This window comes from Saccharothrix sabaoui, assembly GCF_051756985.1.
In the GTDB taxonomy this organism is placed as follows: Bacteria; Actinomycetota; Actinomycetes; order Mycobacteriales; family Pseudonocardiaceae; genus Actinosynnema.
Window position 1 is genome coordinate 64,663 of sequence record NZ_JBPKJK010000024.1, and the last position, 12,006, is coordinate 76,668.

At 77.1% G+C, this 12,006-nt stretch carries 10 protein-coding genes; 3 read left to right on the forward strand and 7 right to left on the reverse strand.

All coding sequences use genetic code 11. The features are described 5' to 3' along the window. Both ACR807_RS10165 and ACR807_RS10170 read left to right on the forward strand, forming a co-directional pair. Positions 1 to 1,140: a DUF58 domain-containing protein gene (locus ACR807_RS10165; protein ID WP_438920985.1), complete on the forward strand. Its 1,140-nt coding sequence runs from the start codon at positions 1 to 3 to the stop codon at positions 1,138 to 1,140. 73 nt (positions 1,141 to 1,213) lie between these two features. Beyond that, positions 1,214 to 3,259 carry a transglutaminaseTgpA domain-containing protein gene (locus ACR807_RS10170; protein ID WP_438920986.1) on the forward strand — a complete coding sequence of 682 codons (2,046 nt, stop codon included), beginning with the start codon at positions 1,214 to 1,216 and terminating at the stop codon, positions 3,257 to 3,259. Between the two features lie 61 nt (positions 3,260 to 3,320). Here ACR807_RS10170 and ACR807_RS10175 read toward each other — a convergent pair whose 3' ends face one another. Both ACR807_RS10175 and ACR807_RS10180 read right to left on the reverse strand, forming a co-directional pair. Beyond that, positions 3,321 to 4,943: a serine/threonine-protein kinase gene (locus tag ACR807_RS10175; protein WP_438920987.1), complete on the reverse strand. Its 1,623-nt coding sequence runs from the start codon at positions 4,941 to 4,943 to the stop codon at positions 3,321 to 3,323. 38 nt (positions 4,944 to 4,981) lie between these two features. Continuing rightward, positions 4,982 to 6,214 carry an MFS transporter gene (locus ACR807_RS10180; RefSeq protein WP_438920988.1) on the reverse strand — a complete coding sequence of 411 codons (1,233 nt, stop codon included), beginning with the start codon at positions 6,212 to 6,214 and terminating at the stop codon, positions 4,982 to 4,984. Positions 6,215 to 6,343: 129 nt separating this feature from the next. Between ACR807_RS10180 and ACR807_RS10185 the strand changes: the two genes are divergently transcribed. Next, a complete protein-coding gene (locus ACR807_RS10185) occupies positions 6,344 to 7,168 on the forward strand; it encodes an ATP-grasp domain-containing protein (protein WP_438920989.1) in 825 nt (274 codons plus the stop codon). A gap of 34 nt (positions 7,169 to 7,202) precedes the next feature. Here the strand turns inward: ACR807_RS10185 and ACR807_RS10190 are convergent, their stop codons facing one another. The 5 genes from ACR807_RS10190 to ACR807_RS10210 all read right to left on the reverse strand — a co-directional run. After that, a complete protein-coding gene (locus tag ACR807_RS10190; protein WP_438920990.1) occupies positions 7,203 to 7,820 on the reverse strand; it encodes an alpha-ketoglutarate-dependent dioxygenase AlkB in 618 nt (205 codons plus the stop codon). A 49-nt stretch (positions 7,821 to 7,869) separates the two neighbouring features. After that, the gene (locus ACR807_RS10195; RefSeq protein ID WP_438920991.1) at positions 7,870 to 8,028 is read right to left on the reverse strand and encodes a hypothetical protein; all 159 of its coding nucleotides are present in this window, start codon (positions 8,026 to 8,028) and stop codon (positions 7,870 to 7,872) included. A 149-nt stretch (positions 8,029 to 8,177) separates the two neighbouring features. Further along, positions 8,178 to 10,328: a 1,4-alpha-glucan branching protein GlgB gene (glgB, locus tag ACR807_RS10200; protein WP_438920992.1), complete on the reverse strand. Its 2,151-nt coding sequence runs from the start codon at positions 10,326 to 10,328 to the stop codon at positions 8,178 to 8,180. After that, positions 10,325 to 11,599 (reverse strand): maltokinase N-terminal cap-like domain-containing protein, encoded by a 1,275-nt coding sequence (locus tag ACR807_RS10205; protein ID WP_438920993.1) that lies wholly within the window; start codon positions 11,597 to 11,599, stop codon positions 10,325 to 10,327. The genes glgB and ACR807_RS10205 overlap by 4 nt, the downstream gene beginning before the upstream one ends. Beyond that, the coding region (locus ACR807_RS10210) for an alpha-glucosidase C-terminal domain-containing protein (RefSeq protein ID WP_438920994.1) at positions 11,596 to 12,006 on the reverse strand (411 nt) is incomplete at its 5' end. The genes ACR807_RS10210 and ACR807_RS10205, both read right to left, overlap by 4 nt.

Consider the following 12,006-nt stretch of genomic DNA (forward strand, 5'->3'; position numbering starts at 1 on the left):
GTGCGGCTGACCGCGCGTGGGCTGGGCGCGGTCCTGCTCGGGGCGGCGCTGGTCGCGGCGGGGCTGTGGTGGCGCTACCCGGGGGTCGTCGGGCTGGGCGCGGCGCTGGTCGCGCTGGCGCTGGCCGGCGTGGTGTCGGTGCTCTCGCGGGCCCGGGTCGAGCCGAGGCGCACCGTGCGCCCGCGCACCGTGCAGCGGCTCGGGTCGTGCCGCGGCGTGCTGGAGCTGACCGGCACCAGCAGGCGGTTCCCGGTGCTGTTCGACGCGACCGACGAGGTCGCGGGCGAGATGGTGCCGGTGGACCTGCCCCTGCTCGCACCCGGCCAGGAGGTGAAGGTCGAGTACCCGATCCCGACGCACACCCGGGGCCTGGTCGCGGTCGGGCCGCTGACCCTGGACCGGCGCGGGTTGGCGGGCCTGGCGCGGGCCCGGACCGTGGTCGGCGACGTGGTGGAGGTGCGGGTCGTGCCGCGCGTGCTGCCGGTGCGCGGCCTGCCCGGCGGCGCGCGGCGCGGTCAGGTGGGCGCGGACGAGCGCGTCGAGCGCGGCGGCACCGACCTGGTCGGCCTGCGCGAGTACGTGCCGGGCGACGACCTGCGGCGGCTGCACTGGGCGACGTCGGCGCGCACCGGCACGCTGATGGTCCGGGAGGACGCCGACCCGGCGCGCCCGCACCTGGCCGTCGTGCTGGACGACCGCGCGACGGGCTACGCGGCGGCGGGGGACTTCGAGCACGCCGTCGAGGTGGCCGCGTCGCTGGTCGCGGTCGCCGTCGCCGACGGGCACCCGGTGCGGCTGGTGACCTCCTCGGGCGCGGTGGACCTGGAGCTGCCGCCGGGCGCGGTGGACGCGGACGCGGCGGTGGTGCTGGCGGCGCTGGCCGACGTGGGCGTGGCGGGGGGCGGGGGTGTGGCGCGGCCCGTGCCGATCCGCGACCTGGACGTGGTGGCGGTGGTGTGCGGCGCGGCGGCCGACCTGTCCGCGCTGGTGCTGGAGGCGGGACGGGCGTCGGTGGGCGTCGTGCTGGCGGTGGACCCGGAACCGGTGAGCCCGGTCTCGGCCACCGGGTCCGTGCTCGTGCTGCGGCACCCCCGGGCCGAAGGGCTGCTGGACGCCTGGAACGCGGTGGTGTCGCGGTGAGGGGCGGGTCGGTGGTGTCGCGCCGGCGGCCGGCCGGGGTGCTGTCAGGTGCCTGCGGCGCGGTGGTGTCGCGGTGAGCGCGCGGCTGGGCTGGTCGGCGTCGCTGCTCGTGGTGGCCGCGCTGCACCTGGGCGCGGGGTGGCAGGGCTTCGCGCCGTCGCTGGTGTTCGCCGGCGCCGCGCTGGCCGCGTTCGCGTGCCTGCCGCTGCTGCGGTGGCGGCGGCTGCCGACGGGGCTGGTGGCGTTCGGGCTCGTCGCGCTCGCCGTGGCCGGCGCGTACCGGGTGGCCGCGCCCGCGGCGGTGGGCTCGACCGACCCGCTGCCCGTGCTGCTGGACCTGGTGCCGAGGCTGCTGACGGCGGCCCGGCCCGCGCCCGCCGCGCCGGAACTGCTGGCGCCCGGCGCGCTGCTGGTGTTCGCGGTGTCGCTGCTGGTCGTGCTGTCCCTGCTGCGCGGCGGCCGGTCGCTGCTCGCGCCGCTGGTGGGCGCGGTGGTGCTCTACACGGCCACCGCGCTGCTCACCGCCGGGCGCGCCGACCGCGCGGGGCTGGTCGCGGTGGGGCTCGTGGCGCTGGTCGCGCTGGGCTGGCTGCTGGTCGACCGGCTGGAGACGGGCGGCCGGGTGCTGACCGCCCTGCCCGCCGTGCCGGTGGCCGTGGTGGCGCTGCTGGCGCTCGTGCTGCCGCCCGGCGCGGCGTTCGAACCGCGTGACCTGGTCGAACCGCCGGTCAGCGGGCTGGGCGTGGCGAACCCGCTGCCGCAGCTCGCCTCGTGGGCCGACCTGGGCGACACCGAGCTGTTCCGCGTGCGCGGCCCCGAGCGGGCGATCCGGCTGGCGGCGCTGTCGGACTACTCGGGCGCGGCGTGGCGCGCGGCGTCGCTGTACGGGCCGATCGGCGCGGTCGCGGAACCCGACCTGCCCGCGGGCGCGCGGGTCGACGAGGCCGAGGTCGAGGTGACCATCGGCGAGCTGCGCGGCAGCTGGCTGCCCACCGCGGGCCGGCCGACGGCGGTCTCCCTCGCCGACGCGGTGGTCGACCCCGACTCCGGCTCGCTGGTGCTGCCCGCCGAGCTGTCGCCGGGCCTGACCTACCGGGTGCGCGGGGCGGTGGACGTGCCGGCCGACGACGACCTGCTGACCGCCACCGTGCCCACCGGTCCCCGGACGCGCCGCTACCTGGCCGTGCCCGGGTTGCCGGAGTCGCTGGCGGAGTACGCGCGGCAGGTCGTGCGGGCCGCGCGGACGCCCTACGAGCGGGCGGTGGCGATCGAGCAGGTGGTCAAGCAGGACCGGACGCCGGACGCGCGGGCGCCCGTCGGGTCGTCGTACGCGCGGCTGGAGCGGTTCCTGTTCGGCACGCCCGGCGAGCCGGGGGCGAACGCGGGCACCGCCGAGCAGTTCGCGTCGGCGTTCGCGGTGCTGGCCCGCTCGGTCGGCCTGCCGACGCGCGTGGTGGTCGGGTTCCAGCCGGCGGCGGGGGAGGAGCGGGTGGTGCGCGGCAGCGATGCCACCGCGTGGCCGGAGATGTACTTCGCGGGCTGGGGCTGGGTGCCGTTCGACCCGGTGTCGGGCGTGTCCTCGGGCGGCGCGAGCGCGGCGCAGAAGCGCGAGGTCCTCGACCGGCTCGCCTCGGTCACCGCGAGCCCGACCAGCACCTCGCTGTCCCCGCCCCCGCCGCTGGTGACGCCGTCGAGCCCGGTGGCGGCGCAGGCCGCCCCCGGGGCGGGGTCGCGGCGGTGGACCGGCTACGCGGTGCTCGGCGCGGTCCCGGTGCTCCTGCTGCTGGTGCTCGTCCTGGCCAGGGCGGACCGCGGTCGCCGGCTGCGCCGGGCCGGGCCGACCGGCGCGTGGGCGCACGTGCTGGACGGCCTGCTGCTCGCGGGCCGCACGCCGCCGCCCGACCGGACCGCGCCGGCCGTCGCGCGCGACCTGGGCTCGCCGGCCGCGCTCGACCTGGCCCGGCTCGCCGAGCACGCGGCGTTCGCGCCCGACGCCCCCGCGTCGGCGGGCCGCGCCTGGGAGCTGGCCCGCGAGGTGCGCCGCGACGTCCGCCGCCGGGTGCCCTGGTACCGGCGGGTGTTCTGGGCCGTGGACCCGAGGCCGCTGCGGCGGCGCTAGCCGCGCCACCGGCCGGGCGCCACCGGCCGGGCGCTACTGGTTGGGCGCTACTGGTCGGGCGCTACCGGTTGGCGCGGACGGCGCACGTGCGGGCCGAGGCGGCGCGCTGCGTCGTCGGGTCGGCCAGGCCGATCGCGAGGACCTGGAAGCAGTACTGCGGCGCGTCGGGCTCCAGGCCCTCCAGCACGTGGGAGGTCGCGCCGGCCGCCACCGTCACCAGGGGTTTCGCCGTCGGACCGGTCACGTCCACCACGACGAACTGCGCGCCGCCCCCGCTCGGGTCGGTCCAGAACAGCTCGATGCGGTCCCCGGTGTCCTCCAGGCGCTTGAGCACCGGCGTGATCGCCGGGTCGCCGCCCTCGGGCACGGTCGCCGCCGTCGTGGTGGGCGCGGGTGTGGTGGTGGCGGTGGTCGTCGCGGGCGCGGCGGACGACGTCGGCCCGGCCACCCGCTCGGACGCACCGGGCAGGCTCAGCGCCACCCCGACGCCCGCGCCGACCACCACCGCGACCGCGCCCGCCACCACCCACCGCCCGCGTGAGCGCCTCCGGGCGGGCGGTTCGGGCAGCTCCACGACCGGCGGCGGGGGCGGCGGCACGACGGGGCGCGGGCGCGGCTCGTGCCGGACGGTCAGCTCCGCCAGGTCCTCCGCCCACGTGCGCACCGGCTCGGCAGCGGGGCCGGGCTCCGGTTCGGGTGTCTCCACCTCGGTGCGCGGGCCGAAGTCCGGCACCGACGTCGGCCCGTCCGGGAAGCGCTCGAGCACCTCCCGCCGCACCGCCGCCGTGTGGTCGGGGTCCACTGTGGACTGCGGTGTCCAGGTCGGCACGGCCGCCAGCGCGGCGCGCAGCGCCAGGGCGTCCGGGAACCGCTCGTCCCGCGACTTGCGCAGGCACCGCAGGATGATCGCGATCAGCTCGACCGGCACGTCGCGGCGCAGCAGCGACCGCGGCTGCCCCTCGCGCACCCGGCCGAGGTAGCCGAGCATCGTGTCCTCGCCGGGCCGGTCCGAGGTGAACGGCGGCTGCCCGTCCAGCAGCGTGAACAGCGTCGACCCCAGCGACCACAGGTCGTCCGAGGCGTCCGGCGGCTGCCCGTCCACCATCTGCGGCGCGGCGTGCCGGTAGCTGACCAGGTGCAGGGACGCGGTGTGCGCCGCGTCCGCGCCGCGCGCGATGCCGAAGTCGGCCAGCACGTAGGACGTCGGCAGCACCAGGATGTTCTGCGGTTTCACGTCCCGGTGCAGGATGCCCTGCCCGTGCGCGAACGCCAGCGCGTCGGCCACCGCGATCCCGGCCGCGACGACCTCCTGCACCGGCAGCGGCCCGCGCTGCGCGAGCCGGTCGGCCAGCGACCCGAGGTCGTAGTACTCCATCACGATGCACGGCCGCCCGGAGACCACCCCGGTGTCCAGCACCGTCACGATGTGCGGGTGCTGGCGGCCCAGCCGGACGGTGATCTCCAGCTCGCGGCGGAACCGGCCGACCGCGTCCGGGTCGGTCACGTCGAGCACCTTCACCGCGACGTCCCGGCCCAGCCCGTCCTGGCGCGCCCGGTACACCGTGCCCTCACCGCCGTGCGCGACGAGCCGGAAATCGCTGTACCCGGGCAGCGCGACCACGGGGTATGCGGCGTCCCCGGTCGGCTGCGGCGCCCAGGCCATCAGGTCGTCGCCGTGGTCCACGCGCCGATCGTAGTCCGTGCCCGCGACGCGGTCGGGCGTCACGAGGCCGGGCCTGCGGTCCCGGCCCGGACCCGGCGGGCGAGGGGCCACCACACGGCCAGTTGCAGCACGGCCAGCGCGAGCGCGAACGGCAGCAGCGTCCACACGCCCGCGCCCTGGGCCAGCGCGCCCGCCCCCCACGGCAGGACGCCGCCGCCGATCGACGACCCCGCGTTCAGCAGGCCCATCGCGGTCGGGGCCAGGCGGTCGCCGGTCAGGACCGGCACCACCGCCATCGCGGTCGGGAACACCGGTCCCAGGGCGAAGCCGAGCAGCGCGAAGCCCACGAGCGGGGGCAGGGGGGTCAGCCACATCAGGGCGGAGACCACCGCCACCCCGCCCAGGCACGCGGTCATCAGGCCGACCGCCGTCCAGCCGAGGCGGGTGAGCACGGGGCTGATCGTGAACCGACCGGCGGTCAGGCCCAGCCAGTAGCCGCTCACCGCGTAGCCGGCGACCAGGTCGGCGTGCCCGCGCGCCTCCACCAGGTAGCCGAACCCCCAGCTGCCGACGGCCTGCTCCAGCCCGACGTACAGCAGCAGCAACAGGGTCGCCGCCGGCACGCCCCGGCGGCGCAGCGCCGCGCCCAACAGGCCCCCCGACCCGACCTGCCCCGACCCGACCGGCCCCGACCCGACCGGCCCCGACCCGACCGGCCCCGACCCTGCCGGCGCCGCCACCCCGGGCGGTGCGGCGGGGAACACGGCCAGGTAGCCGGCGGCCAGGGGGAGCGTGACCAGGCCGAGCACCAGCCAGGTGGTCGGCCACGGCGCGACCTCCAGGAGCCGGGTCGCGCCGATCGGGCCGAGCAGCGCGCCCACGCCGAAGAACGCGTGCAGCCGGTTGAGCCGGGTCGTGGCGTTGGGCAGCGCCGCCAGCTCCGCGTTGAGGACCGACTCCAGCACCCCGCTCGACCAGCCCGTGACGACCTGGAGCAGCACGAGCACCGCGAACGGCGGGTGCAGGGCGGTGACCAGCGCGCCGGCCGCCAGCAGCAGGCCGTTCGAGCACAGCGCGGCGCGCGGTCCCCAGCGGTGCAGCAGCGGCCCGGCGGCGGCACCGCCCAGCGCGAACCCGGCCGCGCCGGTCAGGAAGACGACGCCGAGCGTGGACCGGTCCACGCCGTAGTCCACGAGCTGGGTCGGCAGCAGCACGCCCACCACGGCCGCGTTGACGCCCAGCAGCGCGAAGGTCGCGCAGGCCACCGCCACCCGTGCCCGAACCCCGCCCACCCCGGACCTCCCCCCGTCGCCCCTCCCATGATCAACCGGCGGGCGCGTCGGGCGCGAGGGTTTGCGCAAGGTGCGCGACCTCCGCGAAACCGCTGGCCCTCGGCCGCGCGGACGATCACCATGACGGCCATGATGCTGCTCGTCCCCGCCGACCCGCTGCGGCCGGTGCGCCCCGACCCGCACTTCGCCCCCGAGGCCGCCGCCGCGCGCGACGCCGGCCACCGCGTCGCGGTCGTCGACCACGACGCGCTCGCCCGGGGCGAGGCGGACCGGGCCGTGGCGCGGGTGCCGGCCGACGACGACGCCGTCTACCGGGGCTGGATGCTCAGCTCAGGGCACTACGCCGCGTTCGCCGCCGCCCTCGCCGCCCGGGGCGTCACCGCGCGCACCACGCCCGAGCAGTACCGCCGCGCCCACGAGCTGCCCGGCTGGTACGACGACTTCACCGCGCTCACGCCGGGGTCGGTGTGGACGGACGGCTTCGACCGCGACGCCTTCGACCGGGCCCGCCGCGACCTCGGCGGCGGCGCGGCCGTGCTGCGCGACTACACGAAGTCCGAGAAGCACCACTGGGACGAGGCCGCGTACATCCCGGACCTCGCCGACGCCGGGGCCGCCTGGAAGGTCGCCGAGCGGTTCCTCGAACTGCGCGGCGACGACGCCACCGGCGGGTTCGTGCTGCGCCGCTTCGAGCGGTTCACCTCCACCGAGGTCCGCACCTGGTGGGTCGACGGGGCCTGCGTGCTCGTCGGCCCCCACCCCGACACGCCGAACGAGGTGCCCGACGCGCCGGACCTCGACGTGGTCGGACCGCTGGTCGCCGACCTGCGGTTCGCCACCGTCGACCTGGCCCGGCGCGCCGACGGGGAGTGGCGGGTCGTGGAGCTGGGCGACGGCCAGGTCAGCGACCGCCCGAGCACCACCGCCGCGGACGCCCTCGTCGCCGTCCTGTGAGGGTGCGGGGACCCGAGGTCCCCGCGCCTCCCGGTCAGCGCACGCCGCGCGGCCGGAACTGCACGCTGACGCGGGGGCCGACGGGCTTCGGGGCCTTGGGCACGGCGTGCTCCCACGTGCGCTGGCACGAGCCGCCCATGACGATCAGGTCGCCGTGGCCCAGGGCGTAGCGGGTGGTCGGGCCGCCGCCGCGCGGGCGCAGGGCCAGGGCGCGCGGTGCGCCGACGGACACGATCGCCACCATGGTGTCCTGGGTCGCGCCTCGCCCGATCGTGTCACCGTGCCAGGACACGCTGTCGCGGCCGTCGCGGTAGTAGCACAGGCCGGCGGTGCGGAACGGCTCGCCCAGTTCGTCGGCGTAGAACCCGCTCAGCGCCGCGCGCGCCTCGGTGAGCACCGGGTCGGGCAGGGGAGCGGCCTCGTCGTAGAAGCAGAGCAGGCGCGGGACGTCGACCACGCGCTCGTACATCTGCCTGCGCTCGGCGCGCCACGGCACCTCGGCCACCAGGCGGCGGAACACCGCGTCCGCGCCGGTCAACCAGCCCGGCAGCACGTCCACCCACGCGCCGTCACCCAGGACCGTTCGCCGCACGCCGGTCAGCGGGCGCAGCGCGGGGGCCTGCTCGCCGTCGTCGAACAGCGACACCTGCATGCGGGCAGCATAACCCGGTGGTCGAACGCGTGTTCGACCTCGGGTACGCTCAGGCGTCCGGTTCGGGCTTGCGCCTGCGGCCGCCCGTGCGCGCCGGCGCGGCCTGCTCCTGGGCCGGCTCGGCCTGCGGCGGTCCGGTGGCCTCGGTCTCGGCGGGCTTGTCGGTCAGCAGCATCGCTGCCAGCTCGTCGTAGATCGGTGTGCTCATAGAAAGATCCTCTACCCCGTTTGTACGCAAGTTACACGCGTGTACGTCAGGGGATACGTCCAGGGTTGGCATTCCGGCGCACAACCCGCCGGAATGCGGATGAGGGGGCGGGCGCCCGCGCCGCCCGCCCCCGCGTCACCCGAGGCCCGTCACGCGGGCGTCAGCCACACCGCCCCGCAGGCCGGCAGGTCCAGCTCCGCCGAGGCGGGCAGCCCGCCGAGCGGGTCGGCGACGGCCCGCACCACGCCGTTCACCACGCCCGCGCCCCCGTACTCCGGTGCGTCGGTGTTGAGCACCTCCCGCCACGCGCCCGCGTGCGGCAGGCCGAGGCGGTGGCCCCGGTGGGCCACGCCCGCGAAGTTCAGCGCGCACACCAGCACCGAGCCGTCCGCGCCGTGCCGCGCGAACGCGACGACGTTGTGGTCCGCGTCGTCCGCCGAGATCCAGGAGAAGCCCGCCGGCGTGCCGTCCAGGGTGTGCAGCGCCGGTTCCCGGCGGTAGGCGGCGTTGAGGTCGGCCACCGCCCGCCGCACGCCCCGGTGGAGGTTCACGTCACCGTCACCGCCGGTGCCCTCGTCGTCGAGCAGCCACCACCCGAGCGAGCCGTTCGCGTCCCACTCCCACGGCTGGCCGAACTCGCAGCCCATGAACAGCAGCTTCTTGCCCGGGTGCGCCCACTGGTAGGCCAGCAGCGACCGGACCCCCGCGGCCTTGAGCCGGTCGTCGCCGGGCATCCGCTGCCACAGCGAGCCCTTGCCGTGCACGACCTCGTCGTGCGACAGCGGCAGCAGGTAGCGCTCGCCCCACGCGTAGTCAACTGAGTGCGTGATCCCGCCGTGGTGCGCCGCCCGGTGCACGGGGTCGTTGCCCAGGTAGCGCAGGGCGTCGTGCATCCACCCCATGTTCCACTTGTAGTCGAACCGCAGGCCGTCGTCGGCGGTGACGCCCGGCCAGGTCGTGGACTCCTCGGCGAACACCAGCACGCCGGGGCAGCGCGCGGTGACCGCGTCGTTGAGCCCGCGCAGGAACTCCACCGCCTCCAGGTTCTCCCGCCCGCCGTGCTCGTTGGGCAGCCACTCGCCGTCCGGTCGCGAGTAGTCCAGGTACAGCATCGACGCGACGGCGTCCACCCGCAGCCCGTCGAGGTGGAACTCGGTGAGCCAGTACAGGGCCGAGGCGGTCAGGAAGCCGCGGACCTCGGGGCGACCCAGGTCGAAGATGTACGTGCCCCAGTCCGGGTGCTCGCCGCGCCGGGGGTCGGGGTGTTCGTAGAGCGGGGTCCCGTCGAACCGGGCGAGCGCCCACGCGTCGCGCGGGAAGTGCGCCGGCACCCAGTCCAGGACGACCCCGATGCCGAGCGAGTGCAGGTGGTCGACGAGGTAGCGCAGGTCGTCCGGGCCGCCGAACCGGGCGGTCGGCGCGAAGTAGGACGTGGTCTGGTAGCCCCACGAGCCGCCGAACGGGTGCTCGGTGACGGGCATCAGCTCGACGTGCGTGAACCCGGTCTCCAGCACGTGCTCGCCCAGCTCGTGCGCCAGCTCCCGGTAGGACAGCCCGGGCCGCCAGGAGCCCAGGTGCACCTCGTAGACGCTGATCGGCGAGGCGTGCCAGTCGGTGGCCCGCCGGGCGGCGACCCACGACCCGTCGCGCCACGCGTGCCGCGACGAGGTCACCACGGACGCGGTGGCGGGCGGCGCCTCGGTGGCGAACGCCATCGGGTCGGCGTGCTCGTGCCAGGCGCCGTCCGCGCCGAGCACGCGGAACTTGTAGCGGCAGCCCACGCGCACGCCCGGCACGAACACCTCCCACACACCCGCCCCGAGCCGCCGCAGCGGCGTGCCGCGACCGTCCCACGAGTCGAAGTCGCCCGCGACCCGCACGCCCCGCGCGTGCGGGGCCCACACCGCGAAGGAGACGCCGCCGTCGCGGGGGTGCGCGCCCAGCACGTCCCACAGCCGGGGGTGCTCGCCGCGGGCGATCAGCTCCAGGTCGGCGGGCGTCACGGTCGGCTCGGCGGCGTACGGGTCCCCGACGACGCGGGTGTCGCCGGGGCGCTCGACCTCCAGCAGGTAGTCGGCCGGCTCACCCGGCACGACGCCCGCGAACAGCCCGTGCGACACCTCCCGCAGCGGGTGGCGCGCCCCGCCGGCGAGCACCGCGACGGCGAGCGCGCCCGGCTGCACGGTGCGCACGACCGTGTCGCCGCCCTCGCGGTGCGGCCCCAGCAGGGAGTGCGGGTCGTGGTGGTCGCCCAGCAGCAGCCGGTCGACCTCCTCCGGGGAGGACAGCACGCCGGTCACGACGCCGCCCCCAGGATGCGGGTGACCGCGCCGAGCGGGATCGACGTCCAGTCCGGCCGGTGGGCGCGCTCGTAGGCGACCTCGTAGACGGCCTTGTCCAGCTCCAGCGCGTGCAGCAGCTCGGGCCGGGAGCGCGGGTCGTCGAGCACCTCGGCGTAGCCGTCGCAGAACGCCGCCCGCGCCCGCGCCGCCCAGGCGGGGTCGGCCGCGCCGCCGTGGTGGGCGGCGTAGTCGAACGACCGCAGCATCGCGGCGACGTCCTGGAGCGCGTGGCGCGGGGCCCTGCGCTCGGCCGCCGGCCGGCCCGGCTCGCCCTCGAAGTCGATGACCGTCCAGCGGCCTCCCGACCGCAGCACCTGGCCCAGGTGCAGGTCGCCGTGCACGCGTTGCAGGGGGAACGGCCCCCGCAGGGTCCGCAGCCGGTCGTACGCGGCGCGCACCGCGTCCTCGTGCGGCGCCAGCTCGGGCACGCCGCCGGCCAGCGCGTCGAACCGGCGGTGCAGCCGGTCGGCGGTGTCGTCGAGGGTCTCGACCACCGTGGTGCGCGGCCCGAACGCTCGGGCCAGCGCGCCGTGGACGGCGGCGACGGCGCGCCCCAGCCGCGCGGCCTCGGGGGTGAAGGCGTCGCGGTCGGCCGTGGCCAGGTCCCAGCCGTCGCGCGCGCCGGGCAGGAACTCCTGGAGGATGCCCAGCGCGGCGTGCGAGCCGTCGACCCGCAGCGTGATGCTGCCGAGCATCCGGGCCACGTGCGGCGCGCCCACCGAGTGCAGCGCCCGGTGCGCCTCCACGTCGGGGTGCGCGCCCGGCTGCACGCGTCGGAACAGCTTGAGGACGTAGCGCTCGCCGAGCACCAGGGACGTGTTGCTCTGCTCCCCGGTCAGCACGCGGGCGGGCAGGTCGAGGTCGACCCGCGCGCCCGGCTCGGCCTCGAACACCGGCCCGTCCTCGTCGCCGGTGCAGTTCGCCAGCAGCCGCGACAGCAGCTCGCCGTCGTGCGTGGCCGCGTAGAACGCGCCGGACGGGGTGTCGAGGACCGCGGCGTCGTCGAGCGCGGCGGGCAGCGCCCCCCGCACGCCCAGCAGCACCTGGTAGCGCTCGCCGTCCGCGGTGAGCAGCACGTGCAGCAGACCGGGGTCGCCCTCCAGCAGGGTGGTGACCCGTTCGACGTGCACCAGCTCCGGGGAGCGGCCCCCGCCCGCGTACCAGCGCTGCCGGGGCAGCCAGGTCGCGAACGCGTCGGCCAGGGCGTCGAGCCCGAGCGCGGTGGTCATGCCGCACCTCCGTCGAGCCGGAACCAGTAGAAGCCGTGGGCCGGCAGGGTGAGCTGGTAGCTCTCGCCGCCGATGGCCGGGAACCGCGCGCCGCCGGTCAGCTCGACCGGCACCCGCCCGTCGAGGCCGGGCAGCTTCACCTCGACGGGCTGCGGCCGGGGGGAGAAGTTGAAGACGCACAGCAGCGTCTCGCCCGCGTGGTGGCGCAGGTAGGCCAGGACGGCCGTGTTCGACACGTCGGCGGCCGCGTAGGTGCCCAGGCCGAACGCCTCGTGCTCCCGGCGCACGGCCAGCAGCCGGCGGGTCCGGTTCAGCGGCGAGGACTCCAGCCCGAGCTGCGACTCGACGTTGACGCCGCGGTAGCCGTACACGGGGTCGTCGACGACCGGCAGGTAGAGCCGCTCGGG